The 24,158-nt window shown below is 63.4% G+C and carries 20 protein-coding genes and 1 tRNA gene; 6 read left to right on the top strand and 15 right to left on the bottom strand.

Annotated features, from left to right (window positions below):
• Nucleotides 1-16: 16 nt before the first annotated feature.
• The 14 genes from INQ41_RS05335 to INQ41_RS05400 form a co-directional block, all read right to left on the bottom strand.
• Nucleotides 17-2,383 carry a phosphoketolase family protein gene (locus INQ41_RS05335; protein WP_193986841.1) on the bottom strand — a complete coding sequence of 789 codons (2,367 nt, stop codon included), beginning with the start codon at nucleotides 2,381-2,383 and terminating at the stop codon, nucleotides 17-19.
• Between the two features lie 67 nt (nucleotides 2,384-2,450).
• Entirely contained in the window at nucleotides 2,451-3,668 is a 1,218-nt protein-coding gene (locus INQ41_RS05340) for an acetate/propionate family kinase (protein ID WP_407074251.1), read from the bottom strand.
• A 2-nt stretch (nucleotides 3,669-3,670) separates the two neighbouring features.
• Nucleotides 3,671-4,963: a PQQ-dependent sugar dehydrogenase gene (locus tag INQ41_RS05345; RefSeq protein ID WP_193986844.1), complete on the bottom strand. Its 1,293-nt coding sequence runs from the start codon at nucleotides 4,961-4,963 to the stop codon at nucleotides 3,671-3,673.
• Nucleotides 4,960-5,394 (bottom strand): DUF2231 domain-containing protein, encoded by a 435-nt coding sequence (locus tag INQ41_RS05350; protein ID WP_193986846.1) that lies wholly within the window; start codon nucleotides 5,392-5,394, stop codon nucleotides 4,960-4,962. Before INQ41_RS05350 ends, INQ41_RS05345 begins: the two co-directional genes overlap by 4 nt.
• Before the next feature lie 146 nt (nucleotides 5,395-5,540).
• Nucleotides 5,541-5,891 (bottom strand): tRNA-binding protein, encoded by a 351-nt coding sequence (locus INQ41_RS05355; protein WP_193986847.1) that lies wholly within the window; start codon nucleotides 5,889-5,891, stop codon nucleotides 5,541-5,543.
• A gap of 95 nt (nucleotides 5,892-5,986) precedes the next feature.
• The gene (locus tag INQ41_RS05360; protein WP_248285358.1) at nucleotides 5,987-6,610 is read right to left on the bottom strand and encodes a CocE/NonD family hydrolase C-terminal non-catalytic domain-containing protein; all 624 of its coding nucleotides are present in this window, start codon (nucleotides 6,608-6,610) and stop codon (nucleotides 5,987-5,989) included.
• The gene (locus tag INQ41_RS05365) at nucleotides 6,607-8,124 is read right to left on the bottom strand and encodes a CocE/NonD family hydrolase (RefSeq protein ID WP_193986851.1); all 1,518 of its coding nucleotides are present in this window, start codon (nucleotides 8,122-8,124) and stop codon (nucleotides 6,607-6,609) included. The genes INQ41_RS05360 and INQ41_RS05365 overlap by 4 nt, the downstream gene beginning before the upstream one ends.
• 314 nt (nucleotides 8,125-8,438) lie before the next feature.
• Entirely contained in the window at nucleotides 8,439-8,885 is a 447-nt protein-coding gene (locus INQ41_RS05370; protein ID WP_193986853.1) for a hypothetical protein, read from the bottom strand.
• A 74-nt stretch (nucleotides 8,886-8,959) separates the two neighbouring features.
• Nucleotides 8,960-9,496 carry a TlpA family protein disulfide reductase gene (locus INQ41_RS05375; protein ID WP_193986855.1) on the bottom strand — a complete coding sequence of 179 codons (537 nt, stop codon included), beginning with the start codon at nucleotides 9,494-9,496 and terminating at the stop codon, nucleotides 8,960-8,962.
• 842 nt (nucleotides 9,497-10,338) lie between these two features.
• Entirely contained in the window at nucleotides 10,339-10,512 is a 174-nt protein-coding gene (locus INQ41_RS05380) for a hypothetical protein (protein ID WP_193986857.1), read from the bottom strand.
• Nucleotides 10,513-10,665: 153 nt separating this feature from the next.
• Nucleotides 10,666-11,196 (bottom strand): cold shock domain-containing protein, encoded by a 531-nt coding sequence (locus INQ41_RS05385; protein ID WP_193986859.1) that lies wholly within the window; start codon nucleotides 11,194-11,196, stop codon nucleotides 10,666-10,668.
• Between the two features lie 781 nt (nucleotides 11,197-11,977).
• Nucleotides 11,978-12,316, bottom strand: a complete 339-nt coding sequence (locus INQ41_RS05390; RefSeq protein WP_193986861.1) for a hypothetical protein — start codon at nucleotides 12,314-12,316, stop codon at nucleotides 11,978-11,980.
• Nucleotides 12,317-12,380: 64 nt separating this feature from the next.
• Nucleotides 12,381-13,487 carry a hypothetical protein gene (locus INQ41_RS05395; protein ID WP_193986863.1) on the bottom strand — a complete coding sequence of 369 codons (1,107 nt, stop codon included), beginning with the start codon at nucleotides 13,485-13,487 and terminating at the stop codon, nucleotides 12,381-12,383.
• A 1,348-nt stretch (nucleotides 13,488-14,835) separates the two neighbouring features.
• Nucleotides 14,836-14,912, bottom strand: a tRNA-Pro gene (locus INQ41_RS05400).
• A gap of 136 nt (nucleotides 14,913-15,048) precedes the next feature.
• On the opposite strand from INQ41_RS05400, the gene hisS reads away from it, so the two are divergent.
• Nucleotides 15,049-16,431: a histidine--tRNA ligase gene (gene hisS / locus INQ41_RS05405; protein WP_193986865.1), complete on the top strand. Its 1,383-nt coding sequence runs from the start codon at nucleotides 15,049-15,051 to the stop codon at nucleotides 16,429-16,431.
• Nucleotides 16,428-18,314 carry an HAL/PAL/TAL family ammonia-lyase gene (locus INQ41_RS05410; protein ID WP_193986867.1) on the top strand — a complete coding sequence of 629 codons (1,887 nt, stop codon included), beginning with the start codon at nucleotides 16,428-16,430 and terminating at the stop codon, nucleotides 18,312-18,314. The genes hisS and INQ41_RS05410 overlap by 4 nt, the downstream gene beginning before the upstream one ends.
• A 43-nt stretch (nucleotides 18,315-18,357) precedes the next feature.
• Here INQ41_RS05410 and INQ41_RS13345 read toward each other — a convergent pair whose 3' ends face one another.
• Nucleotides 18,358-20,229, bottom strand: coding sequence for a sensor domain-containing diguanylate cyclase (locus INQ41_RS13345; protein ID WP_193986869.1), 1,872 nt, complete (start codon nucleotides 20,227-20,229; stop codon nucleotides 18,358-18,360).
• 173 nt (nucleotides 20,230-20,402) lie between these two features.
• Between INQ41_RS13345 and INQ41_RS05420 the strand changes: the two genes are divergently transcribed.
• The 4 genes from INQ41_RS05420 to hisC all read left to right on the top strand — a co-directional run bounded on the left by INQ41_RS05420 (nucleotide 20,403) and on the right by hisC (nucleotide 24,155).
• Nucleotides 20,403-20,726: a YerC/YecD family TrpR-related protein gene (locus INQ41_RS05420; protein ID WP_193986871.1), complete on the top strand. Its 324-nt coding sequence runs from the start codon at nucleotides 20,403-20,405 to the stop codon at nucleotides 20,724-20,726.
• An 80-nt stretch (nucleotides 20,727-20,806) separates the two neighbouring features.
• Nucleotides 20,807-21,718 carry an ATP phosphoribosyltransferase gene (gene hisG / locus INQ41_RS05425; protein ID WP_193986873.1) on the top strand — a complete coding sequence of 304 codons (912 nt, stop codon included), beginning with the start codon at nucleotides 20,807-20,809 and terminating at the stop codon, nucleotides 21,716-21,718.
• Nucleotides 21,715-23,043, top strand: coding sequence for a histidinol dehydrogenase (hisD, locus tag INQ41_RS05430; RefSeq protein WP_193986874.1), 1,329 nt, complete (start codon nucleotides 21,715-21,717; stop codon nucleotides 23,041-23,043). Before hisG ends, hisD begins: the two co-directional genes overlap by 4 nt.
• Entirely contained in the window at nucleotides 23,040-24,155 is a 1,116-nt protein-coding gene (gene hisC, locus INQ41_RS05435; protein WP_193986876.1) for a histidinol-phosphate transaminase, read from the top strand. The genes hisD and hisC overlap by 4 nt, the downstream gene beginning before the upstream one ends.
• Nucleotides 24,156-24,158 lie beyond the last annotated feature (3 nt).

Genomic DNA, 24,158 nt, shown 5'->3' on the forward strand with positions numbered 1-24,158 from the left:
CTGCGGCGGCCGCCGATCACTGCCGCCGCAGGTCAGCCGGATTGCCCTTGCCATCGATCGCATCGAGCTGCGCCTGGTTGAGCAATGCATCGCGGTCCCACCCGGCCACGCTCGCGGCGGCATCCACTGCGTGCGCCCAGGTACAGCGGTTGGCGAACAGCATGCCCGGCACGTCCAGCGTGCCGCCGCGACTGATGTAGCCAAGCGCGCGGGTCGTGGCGCGGCCGCTGTCGATGCGGCGCAGGATGCCGAGCATCGGCTCGGGTCGGGTATGGGTCAGGATCACCCGCGGCAGGCCGGGCGGAAACAGCGCGTCGACCGTGGCATCGTCGTCGACGAATGCGGCTTCGATGTCATCGCGCGGAATGCGCAGCCGACCCGGCTCGAGGATCACGGTCACGCAGACATGCTTGCCGCGATCGGCCAACTGCTGCTGCGCCGTCATCGCTTCCTCCAGCTGGTAGGCGCCAAGCGCGACCAGCTGCACATCTGCCTCGGCGGGATCGCCGATCAGATGGGCGGCGCCGTCGCGGACCAGCTGCCGGGTCATTTCCGCATCGAAGCGGTTTTCGACCTCGCGTTTGGAGATGATCACGCAGGCCACCTGGCCGCGGTGGGCGTACACGTCACGCAGTGCCGCCACCGCGGTATTGCCGTCGACCGGAAACAGCACGCGTGAGGTATCGGACATCTCTCCCAACAGCGCCTCGCCCATGGTCGGGTCCTGGTGGGACTGCTCGTTCTTGGCGTTTTCCCAGGTGTGAGAGGTGACGATCAATGGCACTGAGATCCAGCCGGGCTTTTGACCCACCTGGCGCCGGTGGCGGGCGAAGATGATCTCCTGCCGCAGCAGGCCGAGCATCTTCACCGCGAACGCCTCGTAGCTGACGATCAGGTTCAGTCCGCCCTTGTTGCCCAGCGCCGCTGCGGCGACCGCTTCCTCGTTGAGCGCGGTGATGACCGCGCCGTACAGGTGCTCGGGCACGCCCGGTTCGGGCTGGTTGACCCGGTGCTTGAGCAGTTCCAGCGTCGCGCCCATTTTGTTGCTTGCCAGCTCGTCCGGGTTGCCCACGCGGATGCGCAGCTCCGGATTGCTGTTGGCCAGTTCGACAAACCACCGGTCCAGCGTCGTCATCGCGCTGCTTTGACTGCCCGTGGTTTCCGAGCGAGGTTCGGGCAGATCGGGTGCGGCAGGACGGCGATGGGCCATCGGGTGCGCACTTTCCCGCGCGCGTTCCTGCCCGGCATGGGTGGCGAACGCCTCCAGCGCAGCGTCCAGTTCGGCTGGCGGGACGAACAGGGCGGCCGAGCTTTCGTTGAACAAGCGCCGGGTGGCGGCATCGGTATGCGGATTGCCGTCCAGCGGCAGATTGTGGGCGGCATTGCTGTCGGCGCCGGGAAAGCCGAAGCCCTTTTCGGTCTCCGCAATCACGTAGGGCATCGGCGCCGGATAATGCTGGTCCGGATCGGCGGCGAACCTGCGCAGCGCATCCTCGCTTTCGATGATCGCGCACGCGATCGCGGCGGGGTCCCGGCCATCCACGGTCACGGGCTCGAAGCCGTTGTGGCGGACGTCCTCGGCCAGCCATTCCGCGCCGCCCTGCTGCATGATCTGGGTGCGCTGCTCGATGCGGCGGCCGTTGAGGATCATCACCGGCACGGCGAGACCGCTGTCGTAGGCGCGCCACCAGCGCGGGGCCCAGTCCGGCCCGCGCTGCTCCTCGAACGCGCCGTCGCTGAGGAAGGCGACCAGCGATTCGCCGACCAGCGGCATGTGGATGTACTGCAGGCCGGCAAAGCCCAGGTAACCGCCTTCCGATACCGCGCCCGCGGTGTTCGGTCCCGCGTGGCTGCCCAGCGGGACCGCCGGGACGCCGTTCGCATCGAGGGCGTAGGAGTAGAAATCCTGGCACAGCTGCGAGAGGCCCTTCTCGCTGCGGTCGTAGCGTCCCTGCTGCGCTGGGGATACGTCGCCGGTCAATGCATTCACCGCCTCGATGGCAGCCACGCAATGACCCTGGCCCATGATCCAGGAGCGCGTGGTACCGGTCAGCGCGTTGGCCAGCAGATAGGCCACGTAGGCCTGGACCATGTTCAGCGAGCCACCCGTGTGGCCCTCGGGGGTCGGCTTGAAGTCCTCGGCCGCCAGGGGCGCGCCCGACATGTCGACGCGTAGCGCATAGCTCATGTGCGCGACCACCTTCATCCCCGCGCACGTCACGCGGTCGGCGGCGGCGAGCAGCGTATAAATGCCCGCCTCATCCGCGCCTCCGGCAACAAGCCGGGACACGAGTGCGTCGACACGCTTGACGGTGTCGTCGCGATGGACGATGGGGCCGTAGCCGGAGAGCCATTGCTGGCGTGGGTTGGAAAGGGTATTCATGGGATAGGCCTTGTGCGGTGCCGAGAGGTTGCAATGAGCGCGCGACGTAGTTGGAGCGTGCGCTCGATCAGGGCGGATGGCCGTTGGCCGCGAGCAGTTCACGGGCGTGGCGAGCGGCGATCCACTCCTCGTTGGTCGGTTCGACCGCAACGAGGACGCGACTGCCCGCCGCCGAGATGACCGGCGCGTCGATAGCATTCGCGTCGGCGTCGAGCTTCACGCCCAGGTACGCCAGGTCGTGACACACGCGCTCGCGGATGAAAACGCTGTGCTCGCCGATGCCTGCGGTGAACGCGAGCAGGTCCAGACCGCCGAGCACGGCGGCCATCGCGCCGATCTCTTTCACGATGCGACGCACGAACAGCGCGAGCGCGATCCGTGCGCGTTCGCCGGATTCGCCGGGATCGTCCTCGTGCTTGATCAGGACGCGCGGCTCCGAGGAAATGCCGGACACCCCGAGCAGGCCGGAGTCGTGGTACAGCGTCGCCGCCACGTCCTCCAGCGAGAGTTTTTCCACCTCCATCAGGTAGAGCAGGGCGCCCGGATCGATGGAGCCCGTACGTGTGCCCATCATCAGCCCGTCGAGCGCGGAAAACCCCATGGTGGTGGCGACGCTCTTCAGGTCCTGCATGGCACACAGGCTGGCCCCGCTGCCGAGGTGGGCGACGATGACCCGCCCGCGCGCCACTTCGCCATGACGCTCGGGCAGGGCGTGGCTCATGAACTCGTAGGACAGGCCATGGAATCCGTAGCGGCGCAGGCCGCGCTGCCACGCCGAATACGGCAGCGGCAGGATCTGCTCGACCTTGGGCAGGGTGTGGTGAAAGGCGGTGTCAAAGCACGCGACCTGGACGATGTCGGGGCGCTGCTCCAGCAACAGGCGCATCGCCTCCAACGGAAACGGCTGGTGCAGAGGCGCCAGCGGGACGTAGCTGCGCAGGTCCCCAAGGATCGGCAGGGTGACGATCGTGGGATCGAAATACCGGGTCCCGCCGTGGACCACGCGATGGGCCACAGCAATCACGCGACGCCCTTCCAGGCGCCGCGTGATGCGTTGCTGGATCAGCTCCAGCGCGGCGCTATGCGGGTGGGCCCGATCCAGATCGACGGCAAATGGCTCAACTCCGGTTTCACCGAAATCCGGCGAGGAGCCGCCGATGCCCTGCACCTTGCCATTCCATAGCGGCGTTCGCGGCAGTGGCTCGGCATCGGCGGGAAATACGGCGAACTTGATGCTTGATGAGCCGCAGTTCAGGACAACGATGAGTGCGCCGGCGCGGTCCACCACTAGCGCGTCGGCGCGACCCGCCAGATCGTGTTGGACAGATCATCGGCAACAATGAGTGCGCCGCGCGGATCCACCGTCACGCCCACCGGCCGGCCACGCGTCTTGCCATCCTCGTCGCGGAAGCCGGCCACGAAGTCGATCGGATCACCGGACGGGCGGCCGCCGGTGAAAGGAACGAACACGACCTTGTAACCGACGGGGTCCTTGCGGTTCCAGCTGCCGTGCTCACCGATGAATGCGCCTTCGGCAAACTGCGCGCCCATGACCGGCGAAGAAAAGTCCAGACCGAGTGCGGCGACATGCGAGCCCAGGCTGTAGTCGGGCGCGATCGCCGAGGCGACCTTGTCCGGGTCCTGCGGCTTCACCCGCGGGTCGACGTTCTGGCCCCAGTAGCTGTACGGCCAGCCGTAGAAGCCGCCGTCCCGGATCGAGGTCAGGTAGTCAGGCACCAGATTCGGGCCAAGTTCGTCACGCTCGTTGACGGCAGCCCACAACTGGTCGGTCCCCGGCAGGATCGCCAGGGCTGTCGGGTTCCGTACGCCGTTGGCGTAGGCGCGATGCGCGCCGGTCGACGCGTCGATCTGCCAGATCGTGGCCCGGTCGACCTCAGCCACCATGCCGCGCTCGGTGATGTTGCTGTTGGAGCCGATGCCGACGTAGAGGAACCGCCCATCGGGGCTGGCGGTCATCGCCTTGGTCCAGTGGTGGTTGATCGCCGACGGCAGCGGCGTCACGGTGACGGGCGGGGCGTCTGCACGGGTCTGCCCGTCGGTGTAGTCAAAGCGCACCAGCGCATCCTGGTTCGCGACATACAACGCGCCCTCGACGAACGCCAAACCGTAGGGTGCATTCAGATCCTCGGCGAACACGGTCTGCAGCTCGTACTTGCCGTCGCCGTCGGCATCGCGCAGCAGGGTAAGGCGGTTGCCGCTCTTCACCGGCGTGGTGCCCTTGGCCTTGATCGGACCGGCAATCAGGTCCTTGGGCTTCAAGGCCGGTGCGTTGCCGCCCTTGCCCTCGGCCACCAGGATGTCGCCATTGGGCAGCACCAGGGTCTGCCGCGGGATCTTCAGATCGGTGGCGATCGCAGTGATGGAATACCCGTCCGGCACGGTCGGGAGCTTGTCGCCCCAGTTGGTCGGATTGGCGATCGTCATGCGGGGAAGCAGGCCACGCTGGTGGTCGGGCAGGACCGGGTCAGCGCCGTACTGTTCCGGATCGGGGTCGGTGCCGCCACAGGCGGACAGCGACAGCGCGGCCAGGACCGCAATGAGCAGGGAAGTGCGCTTCATGACAGGACTCCTGTCCGGCGTGACATGGACGCAGCGCCAGCGGCGACGCAGGCGAGCAGGACAACAATGACCGACAGCACCAGGCCTTCCGGCATGCTGGCCCAGGCATCCTTGGCATGGATCAACGCGTTGATGAAGCCGAGTATCCAAGTGATGAGCAGGAGAACCGGGTAGACCAGGCGACGCGAATCGCCAACCCGCGGACGGAACAAATCGACGAAGCCCCAGACCACGGCGAGCGCGGTCAGGACCAGTGCGCCGGCGATCAGCCAGGAGGCGAAGTTGTTCCACTGGATCTCGTAGGTGGATGCGTACGCCCAATCACTGAGCATTGCCGCAATGAAGAGGGTGATGGCGCCGCCCAGCAGGAACGCGTGCAGCGGGGCAATCTGGTCCCTGACTGCGAGGGATCGATCAACGGTTGCTGCCATGTCTTTGCTCCGGGAGAGGACAGAAGGGATTTTTCGCGGACCCAACGTCCTGTCAGGAATCCAGCGGGATGACCTTAACCCGGGCAATGTGGGCGGGGCGTTAGCGGAAATGGAGGTGCCCGCGCCCGGCGTGCATATGCGCGCCGCTAAAGCAGCCGTGTCCCAAGCGGCACGGACTGATCGGGAACACAAAGGGCCACGTTGCCGTCGGCGTCGTGGAACCCTGTGACGAGGCACTCGGACATCAACGGCCCGATCTGCTTGCGGGGGAAATTGACGACGGCCACGACCAGCTTCCCTATCAACTCCTCAGGCTGGTAAAGCCCAGTGATCTGGGCGCTGGACTTCCTGACGCCGATCGCCTCGCCAAAGTCGACGTGCAACACGTAGGCCGGCTTGCGTGCCTCTTTGAAAGGGTATGCATCAACGATGCGGCCGACGCGAAGCTCGACCTTGAGGAAATCGTCGAAGGAAATTGGAGCCGTAGGTTCGTTCATGGGTGTCGTGACGCGGATGGGTGTTTGCCGGCGGGGGGGATTGGGGATGGTATCGAATGAGCGGTTTTGCTTAGTGCACGGGTACCAAGCGTGCTCTAACGTGAGATGGGAATCTCCAGGTAGCTGTCTGTATGCCAGGCGATCTCCAGAGGCTCCTTTGCATCGGCGATGGATTCGTCGCTGACGTCGCGGCCGGTGCCGTAGTTGATCTGGTGATACGGCTTCAGGTTGACGTCCACCACAAGCATCAGCCTACTGCCCGCTTGGAGTTGCCGGCTGACCAACAAGGAACGCTTGATTTCGATCGATGTCTTTTCGCCGGGCTTCAGCAAGCTCCGATGGCTCATGTTATCCGCGAAACTCGCACGACCGAGATAATAGGAGAGCTGGAGTAGCGTCCCATCGGGCTGGACTTCGTACAGTACTGCGCCGAGATCGACGTCTCGCTTGTTGATGGTGACATTCAGCGCGCCGCTGAACATCCCATTCACTGAAATGGGTTCATCCAACGGTTCGCTGACAAATGCCAGTCCCGTGGACGGGGCTTCCTTGCCCTTTATGGGAGCAGGGTAGTAGTCGTTATGGGAGGCGCCGCGATCTGCGAGGTCCACCACCTGTTCGAGGCTGGCAGACTTTGCCGGCAAGCGGCCTGTCAAGCGGAAACGTTTTTCACCAGCCGGTTCGTTCGTCAGATACAGCTTCAGCATTTCAGTGCTCATGGCGTCCAGTGAGCGTGCGTGCCGCCAGACATTGGCCCCCATGACTTGGTAATTGACGCGGTCCTTGAGCAGAGCAGGCCGTGCGCCGTCGCGCAGCACGTGATCCAGCCATTGGAAGGTGAGCTCCTGCGTATCGAACTGCCGACCGGATCCAACGTGTAGCCACGAAGCTCGCGCGGCTTCCGGCGGGTCTGCGCGCTGAAATGGTCGTATGGGCCCACTACCAGATAATGCTCGGCGTTCCTGTTGTACTTGAGGTGCTCTGTGAGGTGGTGCAGGGCAGAGATCTGCCCATCGTCGGAGTAGCCGGTAATCGACAGCACCGGGATGTCGATGCGCGCATAGTCCTCCCGGTAGGGTGCCTTCGCCTGCCAGTAAGAGTCGTACGCGGGGTGATCCAGCCACCGCTGCAGCAGCGGATTGGGCGTGCCGTCTACCTTGTCGATCTCGCGATACCGGCGCCCGCTCGCGTACCATTTGTTATTCAGGGCATCCCACCTGTCGGGATCTCGATACACCTCGTTGTCGAGCGACTTGTTGTTGCTGACGTAGAAGCCCCAACCGTAGTTGGCGTTGAGGAAGACGTTGTTCCACATCGGCAACCCGAGCCCGGGCATCGCGGCGACGTACGTCACGATCGTTTTCAGCGCCGGATGGAGCAGCTTGGTGGCTGCCCACGCGGTGTAACCCGAGTAGCTGCCGCCGTACATGGCGACTTCGCCGTTGCTCCATGGCTGACGACTGATCCAGTCGATGACGGCGTAGGTGTCGTCCACCTCGCGTTCGTAGGGCTCCACGGGGTCGGGGCTCAAGCGCTTGCCCCGGGTATCGGCGACGACACCGACATATCCATGGGCAGCAGCTGTCTCGGCAGCCTGCTTGTTGCCGGTCTCGTCGGTATATATGGTGAAGAGCAGCGCAGTGGGCAGGGGTCGCTGCGCGATTCGCGGTCGCACCACTAGGGCCGAAAGCGTTCCGCCATCGGGCGTGTGGATCAGCACGTCGTCGGCTACCTCGTAGCGTCGTTCCTTCTCGGCGGCGATGAGGCCGGGCAAAATCGCCTGCGTTTCCATATTCATCTGTTGTGCGAGATAGGCGCGGACTAGCTTTATTGCATCCGCCTCCGACAGGTCATCCTGAGCCGCCCGGTTGAGTGCATGCGCCAGGTTCCGCTCATGCACGAAACCGGGCGTCTCGAGCCAGCAGGCAACCTCCGAAGCTTCTAGGTCGCTGAGTCCAGCGAAGGCCGCGCGGAACGCGTCGCCGTAAATACTTCTGAAATCGCCTTCATCATGCGACATCACTTTCCGGGCACTTGCAAAGATCTCCAGCGCCACCAGTACCGGCTCAGTGCTCGAAGAGCCTTCCGATGGCGTTTCATGGAGCTCGGCGAGCGTAGCCAAGGCGGTTGCGGGCTCTGCGGAAACCAGTTGAAGGCGCAGCAGGTTATCGAGATAGCGTCGGCGGTCATTCTCAACGTAGCTCGTCGTGACCTGCCTGGCGAGCTGCGGCATGACCACCGCAAGCTGGTCGGTATCATCCGGCGTCGTCGGAAGTTTGAGCCCGTATGCAGGTGACTGGGTCGTCCGGAGGGGTTCTGAGATCTGGGATGGAGGGAGAACGGGCGCCAACGCGCAGCCCGCAAGGAGCAAAAAGAGTCCTGCCACTGCAAGGTGTCGGGTCACTGGCTTCCCCTGACAGATGTCTGGTTTGGAATGACGCGGCGGAAATGGAACCGTGGATCTGCCTGGAATGGGATTTCGGGGGGGGCTCGGCTTGAGCTGCCCGTCAGGCATGCAGAACACTTGCCCGTTCAATAGCCCCAGCGCTAGAGCACCTGAAGCTGTGAGGCATCAGTGACACTAACATGTGTCTGATAATAATATTTGCCACTGGGTTTACCATCGATCATGAAATCTATCCGTGTGCGGCGCGCGGTGCCCGATACGATAATTCGCCTGCCGCGCAACGACATCTCAGGAGGTGCGCCCAAAGTCTCCTCCAGTTGCGCGGCCGCCTCGGGTGTAACCGATATTGAGAGGTTGCGCGGATCGCGATAATCGACCTCGGAATTCAGGTGAACATTGTTGGTCCGACCCGCTCCTTTGACGGTCAGGGCGAAGACACCTGTTACTCCCAGTCGGGGCGATCCGGCGGCCCGAAGCACCGCTTGACCGGGGTCGATCCATGATTGTGTCGTGACCAGCGGTACGCTAGTGCAGCCGGCGACGAAGACGAGGGCGAGAAAAACAACAGCCGCTTTTCCTTGAGTCATTTCGATCCTTCCATGAGGCCTGGCGCCTGCGCCGGTCGTGAATGCCCGGCTTCATCGATTTGTTCCACGAGCGTCTAATGGATCTTGACTGACAGAGAAGACTCGATCCATCGAGTTATACCTGCAAGCGTGGCGTCGCCGTCTTCTCCTCCCAGTTGATTGGCGTACGTCGCGCTCACCAAGTTCCCTTGCTCATCGAGAATTGCGAACACGGGAAAAACCTTGACGCCGAGAGTCTCAAATACGTAATCCTGACCGGGCGCAGCAATTGGCCAGGCCAAGTGGCGCTCCTTTGCATAGGCTGCAGCGTCCGACGGAGAGTCGGGAGTGACGGACAGAACCTGAAGGTCCGGATTGAGTTGCTTCAACGCATTGAGTTTGGGGATTTCCCGAATGCACGGCGGGCAATAGGCGCTGTAGAAATTTATGACTAGCGGCTTGCCACGGAACGACCCGAGATTGGCTGGGCCTGCGAAGTCGTGAACCGGCTGGCCAACAGTGAGTGTCAATCCATTTATGGCTCGATACGATTCCTGTGGCTGCTCTTGAGCACGGACGGGCGAGGTCATTGAAAGGGCTAGTAGAACAAAGAGAGCTGATAGCAGACGCATTTGGATCTCCGTTTGAATGGGACTTCAGGCGTTCGGCTAGAAAGACCAGTTAGAGGGCTGGAACCTCCGATCTACGCAGCCAGATGTACCTGTTTTTCCACAACGTGATGTAAAGAAGGATAAGGAATGGATTGGCGTTTGCGCCGCACTCGATGTGGATATCCTCTTCGCCTGACGCCACGACTATAAGTTCCGGTGAATAACACCAGTCAATTTGGATCACTATCGAATGCTCGCCGGGTTCGACGAGTATTCGTGCTTCAGCCCCGTTCGGAATCCCTGCAGCCTTCTTTCCGTCAACGAGGATTGAATACTCCCGTGCGCGATCTTGCCACAATGCCTTCGTTCGCTGGATCACAAGTTGTGACACTGTTCAGTCCCTCTAACACCGTAGTTAAGCCGACCCCCAACACGTAGGTCGGTCGCTGGTGGGAATTCAACCACGAGCCTGCCTGGAAATGGGACTTCGCGGGTTCGGCTTAACCGACCTGTTAGGCGCGTGTTGCACTTGTAGTGTGACTTCATCTCAAAGTACGGCGAGCCATAACATACGCAAAGAGTAGGCCAAATACGCCGCTTAGTAAGATGCCATTTACCAGTGATAGTCCAAGGAGGTACGCAATTCCCGCGCCAGTGCTGTAGCCAGCCAGCCTGTATGGGGCTACCTTCTTCGATCGCCAATCTGCAATCGAACACAGTTCCTGATCAACTTTGACACGCTGTTGGGATTCGATTCCATTCCTAACGTTCTGAGTATCCTCATCGGACCTAACACTTTGAGTTAAGCCGCGCCACGAAGTGGCGTCGGCTTGAATGAATGGTTAGGCAGCAAAGACTAGCTCTTACTGATGACCTGCATCATAAAGGCCATCAAAGAAGCCACGGATGAAAGACTCAATGTTATCTGCCTGCACCCAAACGAGTGCGAGTGCCGCAAAGAAACATAAGAAGCGCACTTCATGTGGATGAGACTTGATGTATTCACTGACTCGATTTTGAAATTGCTGAATTTCCATCGCAGCGATCCTCATTGTTCTTGCTGCCTAACACCGGAATTAAGCCGACCCGCAGCGCGTGAGCCGGATGCTGATGGAAGTCGAACGAAGGCTCTGCGTGGAACTGGGATTTCGCGGGTTCGGCTTGAATGAACTGTTAGAACGCTGTGCGCGCTAGTTGCACCACTGTTGTTCGCACGGTACGCCGTCACCATTGCCGTCCATCTTTGTGTTTGGGCAGTGTTCGAGGAAATACGTAGCTTCGCTGCAGGATCTCATCTCGGAGCACATTGTGCGACCGTCGCATTTATACGGCATACCACTCGAGCTGGTTGCAGATGTGATCGCGGCGACTGGTGTTTGTGTCTCCTGGAAATAATGGGTGTACGCAACGAAAGCGATCGCAGCGAGTGCGCAAGCTGTCAATATGTTGCCTGCAACGCCAGAACTGCGATCAATATGGGCTCTTTTGTTCTTGTGCCGCGGAGGCATGGCGCGGCCAGCGCGCATCACGCTAGTTGCCCGAATTTTCCCGTCTGAAGCTTCTTCGGTTTGATACGAAATAAGCTCGCCCATTTCGGGCCTTCGACCGTCCCGTGGAAATGCAGATATATGGACAAATATCTCAGCAGCTCCGCCGACCGGCTTGATGAAGCCAAACCCACGCTCTTCGTTCCATTTTGTCAGATTGCCATGATTTCTCATTGAAGCTTCTAACACCGTAGTTAAGCCGACCCCCGGCGCGTAGACCGGAGGTTGGCGGAAATTTGGCTCAGAATCTGCCTGGAAATGGGAATTCGGGGGTTCGGCTTGAACGACCGGTTAGGCGCGTGTCGCAGTTGCTGGGTAGATTCACCCAGCGACGGTGATGCCACTGAGCCGCTCGCTCTTGGGACCTGCGAAAGAGTCGAACATTTGGCGGTGGGCGTGGTACGACCACTGGTCTTGCCGCTGATAGTAGCCCGTCACCCACGCTTGCAGGTTCTCTAGCATCTGGTCTTGGGCTTCTTTCGACGCGTACTTGTGAGGCTCCCAAGGGCGCCTGCGGTTGTGCTCCAAGCACGTCTCAAGGCCCGGATTAAGGAAAACGAGCTCTGTGCAATGGAGGGACGCAGCTTGAACGAGCTCGCCGTAGCAACCCTCAATGACCCAGCAGCTGTGCTCGGAAAGGAACGCCGCCAAGGACGCGGCGATCGCATCAGGTGGGCGTTGGACAGCGACCTTACCGGGCTCCCAGACGATGGAGTCGAGGTCGAGAAGGGCCAACTCATACTGCGCGGCCAACTGCTTAGCCAAGGTGCTTTTGCCAGAGCCGGAATTACCGAAAACGAGAAGCCTCATAGTGGTCTAACACCGTAGTTAAGCCGACCCCCGACAAGTAAGCCGGAGGTTGGCGGAAATCGAGCAACGACTATGCCTGGAAATAAGACTTCGGGGGTTCGGCTTGAACGACCTGTTAGGCGTTTGTCGCACTTGATGTGTAAATTCACCCCCCGAGCTCACGCAGCCTAGCCTCAACTGCTGCACGATCAACATACTGGACTAAGAACGACCACCTAGCTTTTGACACGGCCCTGAGCACCGCGTATGTAGTGGCCGCTCCCAGCGCAAGAGCGAACAGCGGCTCGACAGCACGAATTACCGGATGGCTAAAGAACGCCAAGTCGAGCCAAGAAATTGCAAAGCCAGCCACGACTGCAGCCACTAAGTAGAGCGCGAATGGCCTCTTCCTGGCAACGTAAAGCGGCTTTTCGTCCAAAGACTTGAGCACGGACTGTAATACCGCGCGCTCGATCTTGGTTGTGTCTGCGGCAGAGTTGGGCATGGGGCCTAACGCCTGAGTTAAGCCGTGCCGCGGAGCGGCATCGGCTTGAATGATTTGTTAGCCATCAAGTTCTTCCGCCGGCATCAAGAACGGTTCTGATCTCGTGTGCTTCCACAGAACGGCCGAAGTACGTCGGAACAAGGGACTTTCGAATTTCTTCCTTATCGGAATCTTCCATGAGTTCAATGAAAGGACCGAGGGAGGCAAGCTCAAGTTCAGTCTGTCGGGCCCGATCAGCGTTTGTCCTGTGACGAGCTGACTCCCGCGCCGTATAGAACGCTGGCGCTGCCACCGCAAGCGCGTAAAGGAGTCGCACCGCGACGGCCAAAGTGTTGTCAGACGTTATCGGCTCGTAATAGAACCTCAAGAAAGTGGCCGCGGCCATGACCAACCCGCCAGCAAAGAGACTGATCGTAATCCAGCGCCAGAGGTTAGCTTGCTTTGTTTCCTTGTTCGCGATGGTTTGGTAGTTGCCGGTGACGCCAATATCTCCAACAACCTGCACTATCCGAGCAGCGTTAGATTTGTGAGTCTCAAGAGCCTCAATGACGCTTTCAGCTTTGCCATTGAACTCACGGGACGCAAGAGTCAACCTGTCTTTTAAGTCAGTAATCGTTGCCGCGAAGTCGGTGTCGCGCTGTAGTTGGGCTTTGTTGAATGTCGTTTCGAGATCTGAGAGAGATGCAGCCATCTCAGCCTTTAGCTGATTCTGGGCCTCACTCAGCGTTGCGAGGCTGGTCTCTTGCGCTTGTACGTTCGCGCTTAATTGGCTGATTCCCGATTCCAGACCTCGCTTTTCAGCGTCGAGCTGCTCGATCGTTTCTCTCGACCTCTCAAGCAAAGAGTCCACAATTTCGCCGAACTCAGCCTTAGATGCTGGGTTAATCTTCGGCAGGAATGCCCAAGTGTAGTTAAGAACATTTTGATCAATCTGCGCGACGGCGTTTGCCAGATGCCCGGCGTTCTTGTTTGATATGAATGAAGTTAGCTCGCCGATCGGCGCCTGCAGATTTCCATTCATCTGATCTAGAGCTGTTTCTGAAACCAGCGTCGCGGAGCTTTGATTGACTAGCGAGCGAAGACTCTTGGTGATGTTCTGCAGCTTTTCGCGATTGAATTGAGCAGCTTCATCTGCGGCGACCTGAGGGGCTTGAAGTGCTTCATCGTTCAAGAGGTCTTGTAACCGCTTGAGTGAAGCCGCGATGGGATGATTCTTTAGAGACTTCGCTGACACGACGCCTTTCCCCTAATGGCTAACACCTGAATTAAGCCGACCCGCGAAGCGGGTTCGGCTTGAATGAATTGTTAGCCATGCCGCCCGCAATGATTGGGAAGCGATGACTGACTAGCGTAGACATGAGTGATTCGTAGAACGCCATCATAGTCTGCAGCAAACCCATCAGAAGCCTGCGGTTCAATAGTGCCGGCCACCTCGAGATAGATCGGTAGGTAGGGTTGTCCTTTAAATTGAGACTGTTCCGCAGCAATGTCGCGAAGTGGCTGAAGCAATGCTACGTCACCGACGACCCAAAGTGACTGGGAGGAGCCGCATGGTGTGAAAGTCTCAGTCTCGTGACCCCAGACGTAACTCCCACGAATTTTCTGGCGATCAGTAGAAGTACATGACGCCAAGACGGAAATGGTTGTGATTGCGAGGAGAATCATTCGCATGGCTAACACCTAAGTTAAGCCGAGACGCGTAGTGGAGCCAAGCACATGGCAAGCTCTACCTGCCATGTGCTTGGTGGAACGAAGCGGCTTCGGCTTGAACGCATTGTTAGGCCGTGTCTCAAGGTCTATAACCCTTAGGAAAATGCTTGGCAATGTGTTGATCAAGTTCGCCTCCGACTGAAAGCTGATCGAGAACAAGTGCGCAACTGCGATCGTTGACGATCTCATTTATGTACTCATTTCGTTCGGGTTCAACTAGTGCAATTTCCCTGTTCCTGCGCCTGATTTCATCCCAGTCTTTGGACGACAGGTAAGATCTATTCCTGCGTTTCATGCTCTCAAACGATTCGGTAATGTTCGCTGCGCTTGCTGGGTAGCTCGCGGCACACTTACGAACGAGGTCGTCTGTGAAGTAGAGATTGAAGGCGCCCATGGCTGGCCCCGTAGCCTGCCCATGAGACGAACCTGGCGCACAAGCAGCCATCAGAGCGTAGATGAATATCGCAGCGCTTCGAAGATTCTTCATGAGCGGCCTAACACCTATTCGACACCAGATTGGTGCCTATTCCCTGTGTCTAATCCCGAAGTCCGGGTCTTTTTTTGAGTGGCTGCACCCGATAAATCAGTGGGTTACCCCAACGCGAGGTGCATAACACTTGTGTCTAATCCCGGGTCAGTCCCAGGCGCCGTTCCCCGGCCGAAATATCGCACTCTGCCGGTGCGAGCGCAATCGCGCCCGCGCTGTGTCCGCTTGGCTGCGCTGGAGCGCCCATCCCTTTCCGCCAGGCACAAAAAAACCGGCACATGGCCGGCTTTTGCTTTCTGCCTTGCAGCGCGTGGCTGGCAAGTGGTCGGGGAGACAGGATTCGAACCTGCGACTTCTACGTCCCGAACGTAGCGCTCTACCAGGCTGAGCTACACCCCGACTGCAGAGCCGGTGATTGTAAGCACCGTCACCGGACTGCGCAAGGGCCTGGGCGCCGCGCCCGGGCCGGCATGGAGGGGGCGGGGCCGCTAAACTGTGCGCCAACTATCGCGACGTTCTGTCACTGGAGTCCTGCTTGATCAAGCCGCGTACGCCTCCCGGGATCATGGAGCTGCTGCCCCGTGACCAGATTGCCTTCCAGCGCATGCTCGACGTCATCCGCCGCAACTACGAGCGCTTCGGCTTCCTGCCGGTGGAGACGCCGGTCATGGAGCTCTCGGACGTGCTGCTGACCAAGTCCGGGGGCGAGACCGAGCGCCAGGTCTATTTCGTCCAGTCCACCGGCGCATTGGAGAAGGCGGCGGCAGGCGGGGAGGGCGTTCCGGAGCTCGCACTGCGTTTCGACCTGACGGTGCCGCTGGCGCGTTACGTCGCCGAGCACGAGCACGACCTGACCTTCCCGTTCCGCCGTTACCAGATGCAGCGGGTGTATCGCGGTGAGCGCGCGCAACGGGGCCGGTTCCGCGAGTTTTACCAGTGCGACATCGACGTGATCGGCAAGGATGCGCTGTCGGTGCGCTACGACGCCGAGATCCCGGCCGTGATCCACGCGGTGTTTTCCGAGCTGGCGATCGGGAAGTTCACCATCCAGTTGAACAACCGCAAGCTGCTGCGTGGCTTCTTCGAGGCCCAGGGCGTCGCCGATGGCGAGCTGCAGGCGCGGGTGCTGCGCGAGGTCGACAAGATCGACAAGCGCGGTCCCGACTATGTGTGGGAGACGCTGACAGGTCCGGACTTCGGCCTGCCTGCAGCGGCCGTCGACAGCATCATGACCTTCGTCCAGGTCCGCTCGAGCTCGCACGCCGACGCGCTGGCGCAGCTGGATGCGCTGGGCGAGGGCAACGAGGCCCTGCGCGAGGGCGTTGCCGAGCTGCGCGAGGTGCTGGCGCTGGTCCGGGCGATGGGCGTTCCCGAGTCCGACTACGCGCTCAACTTCTCCATCGCGCGCGGCCTCGATTACTACACCGGCACCGTTTACGAGACCACGCTGGATGACTACCCGCAGATCGGGTCGATCTGTTCCGGCGGCCGCTACGAGGATCTCGCCAGCCACTACACCAAGTCGAAATTGCCGGGTGTCGGCATTTCCATCGGCCTGACCCGGCTGTTCTGGCAGCTGCGCGAGGCCGGCCTGGTGGAGACCGCCGCCAGCTCGGTGCAGGTGCTGGTGACGCAGATGGACAGCGGGTCGCTGCCGGACTGCCTGGCGATCGCCAACGACCTGCGCCATGCCGGCATCAATACCGAGGTGGTGATGGAGGCGTCCAAGCTGGCGCGCCAGTTCAAGTACGCCGACCGCGCCGGCATCCGCTTCGCGGTCGTGCTGGGCGAGGACGAGATGGCCAAGGGCACGGTGACGGTGAAGGACCTGCGCCGCGCCGATCAGTTCGAGGTCGAGCGGGGCGAGCTGGCGCGCACGCTGCGGGTCGAGTTGGCCCAGCCGGAGGTGCAGCGATGAAGCCGGTCCGTCTTGACGGGCGCTCGCTGACGCGGGGCGGGCTGGTCGCGGTTGCCCATGGCGCGCACGTCGAGCTCGCTGCCGAGCAGTTGCCCGCCGTCGCCCGCGCCGCCGATTTCCTCGCCGAGCAGGTGCGCCGGGAGGAGCCCATCTACGGTGTGTCCACCGGCTTTGGCAGCAACGCCGACCGCCTGCTGGGCGCGCGCCGCGTGCGCGAGGCGCTGCCAGGCGAGGAGCCGACCGGCGAGAGCCTGCACGCGGAACTGCAGCGCAACCTGATCGTCACCCACGCCGTCTGCGTGGGCGAACCGTTCCCGGCCGACGTGGTGCGCGCGATGCTGTGCATCCGCATCAACACGCTGATGCGCGGCCACTCCGGCGTGCGGGTGGAGACCCTGCAGGCGCTGGTGGCGATGCTCAACGCAGGCATCGTGCCGGTGGTGCCGCAGCTGGGTTCGGTCGGTGCCTCGGGCGACCTTGCGCCGTTGTCGCATCTCGCCATCGTGCTGCTGGGCGGCGGCGAGGCGTTCTACCAGGGCGAGCGCATCAGCGGCGCCGACGCGCTGGAACGCGCGGGCCTGACGCCGATCACCCTGTCCTACAAGGAAGGCCTGGCACTGAACAACGGCACCGCGCAGATGCTCGCCTGCGGCGTGCTGGCGCTGTCCAGACTGGAGGACCTGCTCGACACGGCCGACCTCGCCGCGGCGATGACCATTGATGCCTTCGCCGGCCGGTTGGGCGCGTTTGCCGGGAAGGTCCACGAGTTGCGGCCGCATCCCGGTCAGGTCGAAGTCGCCGCGCACCTGCGCAAGCTGCTGGAAGGTTCCACCCTGTCGGATATTCCCTATCACCTGGTCCCGACGTTCAAGCCGTGGACGGCGCAGAGCTGGGACACGCCGGAGGCGCAGGCGCTGCGATTCGACATCGGCTGGAACTGGGTTCCGCTGGACCAGCGCCACGGGCGCGAGAAGTTCTACACCCGCTTTCGTCCGTTCAAGGGCGGCAAGAAGCACCAGCCGCAGGACAGCTACTCGCTGCGTTGCATCCCGCAGGTGCACGGCGCGGTCCGCGACGCGGTCGCCCAGGCCGCCCGCGTGCTGGACATCGAACTCAACGCGCTGACCGACAACCCGATCATCTTCCCCGACGCGGATGCCGAGCACGTCGAGCAGCAGGTGATTTCCGCCGGCCACTTCCACGGCATGCCGCTGGCGCTGGCGATGAGCTACGTCAAGGCCGCCATCCCGGTGCTGGCGAGCATCTCCGAGCGCCGCCTCAACAAGCTGGTCGATCCCGCCACCAACGACGGCCTGCCGGCTTTCCTGATCGGCAACGAGGACGCCACCGAGTCGGGCTTCATGATCGTGCAGTACACCGCCGCGGCGATCGTCAACGACCTCACCAGCCGCGCGATGCCGGCCTCGGTGTATTCCATCCCCACCAGCGCCAATGCCGAGGACCACGTATCCATGGGCGCCAACGAGGCGCGCCACGTGCTGGCGATGGCCGATGACCTGGGCAAGGTGCTGGGCCTGGAGTTGTACACCGCTGCCCAGGCGCTGGACCTGCGCACCGACATGATCAACGCCGCCCGCGAGCTGGCCCGGCAGGGCGACGTGGAAGCGCTGGCGGCGAAAATCCAGGGCGCGCCGCGCAATGCCGAAGACCATGCGGCGTTCCTCGCCGAGGTGGATGCCCTGCGCGCCGAGCTGGCGGAGGCGGAGGCCTTCCATCCAGGCGACGCGGTGGCCGCGGCGCATGCCGCGATCCGGGCGCGGATCCCGTTCCTGGAGCGCGACCGCGCCCTCGATCGCGATGTCGCCGCCGCGGTGCAACTGGTCGTGGACGGAGACGTGCTGGCGGCTGCGCGCGGCAACTGAGCGGCTGAGCAGCCGAGCAGCTGACGGACTTGCGTCGCCGGCGTCACGTCGCGTGCGTCGGCAGGCCGCCGCCCCAGCGCACGCAGTTGCGTCCGTCCGCCTTCGCCCGGTACAGCGCCTCATCGGCCTGCTGCAGTGCGTTGGCGACCTGTGAGCCGCCGTCGACCTGCAACTCGTGCACGCCGATGCTCGCCGTCAGGCGGATCTGGATTCCGGCGACGTCGCAGGCCGACTCGTCCAGGCTGCGACGCAGTTCCTCTGCGACCTGCAGCGCCTGCGCGCCGTCCTTGCCTGGCAGGCCCACCACGAACTCCTCTCCCCCAAACCGTGCCACCACGGCGTTGTAGCGGCGCAGGATCTGGCCCAGCAAATGCGCACTGAAGCGCAGGCACTCGTCACCGACGAGGTGCCCGTGCTGGTCGTTGATGTCCTTGAAGTGGTCCAGGTCGATCATCAGCACTGACAGCGGTTGCTCCGCGCGGTAGGCCTCGACCATCAGCTGCTGGAATCGCTCCATGAAATGCGCACGCGTGTGCAGGCCGGTCAGGCCGTCGCGCTGGCTGGATTCCCGCAATCGCGCATGCGCCTGCCCGAGTTGGTCCAGGGCCAGGCGCAGCTCCGAGGTGCGCTGCTCGACCTCCTGGGCCAGTTCCTCGCGGCCGGCGCGGATGATGCGCTCGTTCTCCTGCCGCAGCGCCGAGTACCGGTAACTGAGCGCGATGGACAGCAGCAGCATCTCCGTCGCCGAGCCGATCTGCACGCCGTATTCGGTAAGGAAGGTTTTCGGCAGGACGCCAAACGCCAGCGCGGCGAACATCCCGGTACCGGCCAGGAACAATCCCCACGCCAGCAGGAAGATCCGCGCCGGCTTGTAGCCGCGTGCGGTCACCACGATCGATTCAATGGCGATCCAGGCGATGCTGACAAACACCGCCGCCGAAGCCACCGGCGTGGCGATGCGGTAGGGCAGCCAGACCGAGGCGAGTCCCCAGGCGACGAAGAAGGCAATCATCGCCAGCCCGACCAGGTCGCCGAGGCGCCAGCGCTGGCGCAGCTCCAGGAAATAGCGGGCGAACTGCTGCATGCCCACCTGGGCCAGGCAGATCGACAGCGGTACGGCCTTGTCGGCGAGCCACGGCGATTTGGGCCACAGGTATTCAAACCCCAGGCCGTTGAGCGTGAACAGCACCAGCCCGAACGCCGAGATATGCAGCAGATACCAGAAATAGCTGGGGTCGCGCAGCCGCAGCCACAGCACCAGGTTGTACACGAACAGTGCCAGCAGGATGCCGTAGTACAGGCCGATGCCGAACTGGGCATCGCGCGACACCTCGGCGAACGCGCCCGGGGTGTACAGCCACAGCGGCACCTGCATCGAGCTCTGGCTGCTGATGCGCACCAGCAGGTCTACCGGCGGGCCAGGGGGCACGTTGATCCAGAAATTCGGCAAGCGGTAGCGGATGCTGCGGGCCTCGAAGGGCAGGGCGTCCCCGCCGGTGTGGGTATCGACGTGGCCGTCCGCGTGCAGGGTGTGCACTTCGATGTTGTCGCTCAGCGCGTATTTCTGCACCAGCAGCCAGCGCGGCTCGCGCAGGTTCGCGTTGACGAGGCGGGCGTGGAACCAGAACGCGCCCGGCTGGAAACCGAACGCGGTCTTGTTGTCGGGCAGTGGCGAGAAGCCTCCCGACGCGAGCTTTTCGCGAACCGCCGCAAGATCTTCCCGCCCCCCGGCATCGTGATAGACGCTCACATACGGGGTCAGTTCCAGGCGCGAGGTGTGGATGTCGAGATGCAGCGCCGGGCGCCCGGTGACCAAATCCGAATCGACGGGATGCGCCTGCAGCGCCACGGACACGCTCGCCAGTGCCAGCCACGCCAGCACGCCGCGCCACCCGGACAGCTTCCTGCCACTCATCGGTTATCCCCGTCAACGCCGCTGCGAACGCCCCTTCGCCGACCCGCATGCGGGTCGTATCCCCCGTTTTGTGGCCCCCTGGAGAATCCTACCTCCGCAATCGTCTTGACGGAACAGGAAGCGCGCATTAACGTACCAGCACGTTATTACATTATTACGCTATTACGAGATCCATGAAGCGACCGGCCAGCCAAACCGACAATGCCAACGATGCGCTCGACGCGCTTGCCGAGGCCTTGGCGTGCCTGCAGGGCAGGGACGATGTCCGCGCGTTCCTGCTCGACCTCTGCACGCCGGCCGAACTGGAAGCGATGACCGATCGATGGCGGGTCGTCCCGCTGCTGCTGGAGGGCGTTCCCTACCGCGAGATCCACTCGCGCACCCAGGTGAGCGTTACCACCGTCGGCCGGGTCGCCCGGACCATTGACCACGGCGCCGGGGGTTACGCTGCGGCGATCCGCCACAGCCATCCGGAGCTGCATCCAGGCGATACCTGACCCGTTGGCGGCATCGCCGTCCATTGGTTTCACGCCGCACCGTCCGCCTCCCGCTTCGCCCCACGTTTCCGGATTACCCCATGAGCCCACCCGTTCCCGCCGGCCGCGACCGCCTGCGTATCGCCATCCAGAAGAATGGCCGCCTTGCCGAGCCCGCGCGTGCCTTGCTTGCCTCCTGCGGCATGAGCTGGCGGGAAAGCCGTGACCGCCTGTTCTGTTACGGCGAATCGCTGCCGGTGGACCTGCTTCTGGTCCGCGACGACGACATTCCCGGACTGATCGCCGACGGCGTCTGCGACCTGGGCATCGTCGGGCGCAACGTGATGGCCGAGCAGGACGGCGCCCGGCGCGCCTCCGGGGCCGCGCCGGCATTCAGGGAATGGCGCGCGCTGGGTTTTGGCGACTGCCACCTGGCGCTGGCGATACCCGAAGGCGAGGCGTGGGAGTCCCCGGCGCAACTGTCGGGCAAGCGCATCGCGACCAGCTATCCCGCGCTTCTGTCCGAATGGCTGGCGCGTGAGGGCGTCCAGGCCGAGGTGGTGCTGCTGTCCGGTTCGGTCGAGATCGCGCCGCGGCTCGGGCAGGCGGACGCGATCTGCGATCTGGTTTCCAGCGGAGCGACCCTGGCGGCCAACCAGTTGAAGCCGGTGGTGACGCTGTTCGAGAGCGAAGCGGTGCTCGCCGGTCCGATGCAGGATCTGGATGCCGCGCGCGGCGAGCTGGTGGAACTGCTGCTGCGTCGCTTGGATGGCGCGCTGCGTATCCGCAACAGCAAGCTGCTGCTGTTCCAGGCCAGGCGCGAAAGCCTCCCGGAGCTGCTGCCGCTGCTGCCCGATGCCGAGGCGCCCACCGTCATGCAGGTCGACGGCGCGGATCGTTTGGCGCTGCAGGTCCTGTGCCACGGCCACCTGACCTGGCAGCGGCTGGAGGACCTCAAGCGCGCCGGCGCCATGGGCCTGATGGTGCTGCCGGTGGAAGGAATGCTGGCATGAGTGGGGCACCGGTCGCGGCGATCGGCCCGCAGAACCGTCTGCAGTGGGACTCGCTGGACAGTGCGGCACGCGCGAACGCGCTGCGGCGGCCCGCGCAGGCCGATGGCGCGAAAACGGCAGCCGCGGTGGCGGCATTGATCGAGGAAGTCCGCGTCGGTGGCGACGCGGCGCTGCGCAGGCTGACCTCCCGTTTCGACGGCGTCGACATCGACACCCACGCGGTCTCCGCGGAAGAGTTTGCCAAGGCGCAAGCGGAAATCGCGCCGGCCCTGCGCAATGCCATCGTCGAGGCAGGCGCACGGATCGAGCAATTCCACGCCGCAGGCATGAGCCAGCCGTATGAGGTGGATACCGCGCCGGGCGTGCGCTGCGAGCGGGTGCTGCGGCCGATCCAGCGGGTCGGATTGTACGTGCCGGCAGGCTCCGCGCCGCTGCCATCCACCGCGCTGATGCTGGGCATTCCGGCGAGGCTGGCCGGTTGCCACGATGTCGTGCTGTGCACGCCGCCGCGTCCCGACGGCAGCGTGGATCCGGCCGTGCTGGTAGCGGCCGCGAGCTGCGGCATCGACCGGGTGTTCAAGCTCGGCGGCGTGCAGGCCATCGCCGCCATGGCGCTGGGAACCGAAAGCGTTCCCGCGTGCGACAAGCTGTTCGGTCCGGGCAATGCCTATGTGACCGAGGCCAAGCGCCAGGTCGCGCAGCTGGAGCGTGGCGTCGGGATCGACATGCCGGCAGGACCGTCGGAGGTGCTGGTCATCGCCGATGCCGGCGCGAACCCGGAATTTGTCGCCGCCGACCTGTTGTCCCAGGCCGAGCACGGCCCGGATTCGCAGGTAATCCTCATCAGCGATGACGACGGTCTGATCGAGCGCGTCATTGCGCAGATCGAGGCTCAGCTGGTGGAGCTGCCACGGGTCGAGACCACGCGCCGGGCACTGCAGTCGGCGCGGATGATCCAGGTGGCGACGCTGGAGGACGCCTTCGCGATCAGCAACGCGTACGCGCCTGAGCACCTGATCCTCGCCCTGCGCGACGCCCGCCGGTGGCTGCCGTCGGTGAGCGTTGCGGGCTCGGTGTTTCTCGGCGACTGGGCACCCGAGGCGCTTGGCGATTACTGCAGCGGCACCAACCACGTCCTGCCGACCAGCGGCGCGGCCCGGTTCGTCGGTGGGCTCAACGTCGCCAGCTTCCAGCTCGCGATCACGGTGCAGGAAGTGGACCGGCAGGGCCTGCGCGCGATCGGTCCCTGCGCCGTCGAACTGGCCAGCGCGGAGGGTCTGGAGGCCCATCGCCTCGCGGTCTCGCGCCGCTTGGACGCGGCATGAGCGCGTCCGCCGTGAAAGCCGACCCGATGCGGCTGGTGCGCGAGGACCTCGCCGGATTTGCCGGTTACGCGTCGGCCAGGACCGCTCCGTTGGACGGTGACACCTGGCTCAACGCCAACGAATCCCCGTGGCCCAATCCCGCGGATGCCGACGGGGCGCTGCGTCGCTATCCCGAGCCGCAACCCGCTGCGCTGCGCACGCTGCTGGCGGGGCTGTACGGGTGCGACGCCGACCGCCTGCTGGTCGGGCGCGGCAGTGATGAGGCCATCGACCTGCTGGTCCGCGCGCTGTGCCGGCCCGGCACCGACGCGGTGCTGGTCACCCCGCCGACCTTCGGGATGTACGCCGTGAGTGCGCGCTTGCACGGCACCGCGGTGGTCGAGGTTCCCTTGCTGGACAGTGAAGCGTCGGATCGCCCGGCCGGGTTTGAAGCCGATTTCGCGGCGATCGAGCGTGCGGCAACCGCGGCTCCGGTCAAGATCGTCTTCCTCTGCTCGCCGGGCAATCCGACCGGCTCTGCGCTGCCGCTGGACCGCATCGAGGCGCTGGCGCTTGCGTTGCAGGACCGCGCACTGGTCGTTGTCGACGAGGCCTACGGGGAATTCAGCGAGGTCGCCTCGGCGGCGTCCCTGATCGACCGGCAAGCCAACATCGCGGTGCTGCGGACGCTGTCCAAGGCACACGCGCTGGCCGGCGCGCGGATCGGCAGCGTTATCGCCGACGCCAGCCTGATCACGGTGCTCCGGCGCTGCCAGGCGCCGTATCCCTTGCCGACGCCGTGCATCGATTTTGCCTGTCGATCGCTTACGGCCGAGGCGCGCGCGCGCACCGATGCCGGCGTCGCGCAGGTCCTCGGTGAGCGCGAGCGCCTCCACGCGGCGCTGACCGACAGCGCAGCCGTCCGGTGGGTCTATCCGTCGCAGGCCAACTTTCTGCTGGTGCGGTTCCACGAGCCCGACGCCGCGATGGCGCGCCTGCTTGCCGCCGGCATTGTCGTCCGCGATCAACGCGCCGCCAGCGGACTTGGGGATGCGCTGCGGATCACCGTCGGTACCCGCGACCAGAACAACCGCGTCATCGACGCGATCAACGCCTTGGAGCGCACGCAATGAGTG

This window comes from Lysobacter ciconiae, from assembly GCF_015209725.1.
In the GTDB taxonomy this organism is placed as follows: domain Bacteria; phylum Pseudomonadota; class Gammaproteobacteria; order Xanthomonadales; family Xanthomonadaceae; genus Novilysobacter; species Novilysobacter ciconiae.

Excerpts from the sequence above, each read along its gene's own strand:
- INQ41_RS05335 (WP_193986841.1), bottom strand. The coding sequence starts at position 2,383 with ATGAATACCCTTTCCAACCCACGCCAGCAATGGCTCTCCGGCTACGGC.
- INQ41_RS05345 (WP_193986844.1), bottom strand. The coding sequence starts at position 4,963 with ATGAAGCGCACTTCCCTGCTCATTGCGGTCCTGGCCGCGCTGTCGCTG.
- INQ41_RS05350 (WP_193986846.1), bottom strand. The coding sequence starts at position 5,394 with ATGGCAGCAACCGTTGATCGATCCCTCGCAGTCAGGGACCAGATTGCC.
- INQ41_RS05355 (WP_193986847.1), bottom strand. The coding sequence starts at position 5,891 with ATGAACGAACCTACGGCTCCAATTTCCTTCGACGATTTCCTCAAGGTC.
- INQ41_RS05360 (WP_248285358.1), bottom strand. The coding sequence starts at position 6,610 with ATGAGCACTGAAATGCTGAAGCTGTATCTGACGAACGAACCGGCTGGT.
- INQ41_RS05365 (WP_193986851.1), bottom strand. The coding sequence starts at position 8,124 with ATGCCGCAGCTCGCCAGGCAGGTCACGACGAGCTACGTTGAGAATGAC.
- INQ41_RS05370 (WP_193986853.1), bottom strand. The coding sequence starts at position 8,885 with ATGACTCAAGGAAAAGCGGCTGTTGTTTTTCTCGCCCTCGTCTTCGTC.
- INQ41_RS05375 (WP_193986855.1), bottom strand. The coding sequence starts at position 9,496 with ATGCGTCTGCTATCAGCTCTCTTTGTTCTACTAGCCCTTTCAATGACC.
- INQ41_RS05380 (WP_193986857.1), bottom strand. The coding sequence starts at position 10,512 with ATGGAAATTCAGCAATTTCAAAATCGAGTCAGTGAATACATCAAGTCT.
- INQ41_RS05385 (WP_193986859.1), bottom strand. The coding sequence starts at position 11,196 with ATGAGAAATCATGGCAATCTGACAAAATGGAACGAAGAGCGTGGGTTT.
- INQ41_RS05390 (WP_193986861.1), bottom strand. The coding sequence starts at position 12,316 with ATGCCCAACTCTGCCGCAGACACAACCAAGATCGAGCGCGCGGTATTA.
- INQ41_RS05410 (WP_193986867.1), top strand. The coding sequence starts at position 16,428 with ATGAAGCCGGTCCGTCTTGACGGGCGCTCGCTGACGCGGGGCGGGCTG.
- INQ41_RS13345 (WP_193986869.1), bottom strand. The coding sequence starts at position 20,229 with ATGAGTGGCAGGAAGCTGTCCGGGTGGCGCGGCGTGCTGGCGTGGCTG.
- INQ41_RS05420 (WP_193986871.1), top strand. The coding sequence starts at position 20,403 with ATGAAGCGACCGGCCAGCCAAACCGACAATGCCAACGATGCGCTCGAC.
- hisG (WP_193986873.1), top strand. The coding sequence starts at position 20,807 with ATGAGCCCACCCGTTCCCGCCGGCCGCGACCGCCTGCGTATCGCCATC.
- hisD (WP_193986874.1), top strand. The coding sequence starts at position 21,715 with ATGAGTGGGGCACCGGTCGCGGCGATCGGCCCGCAGAACCGTCTGCAG.
- hisC (WP_193986876.1), top strand. The coding sequence starts at position 23,040 with ATGAGCGCGTCCGCCGTGAAAGCCGACCCGATGCGGCTGGTGCGCGAG.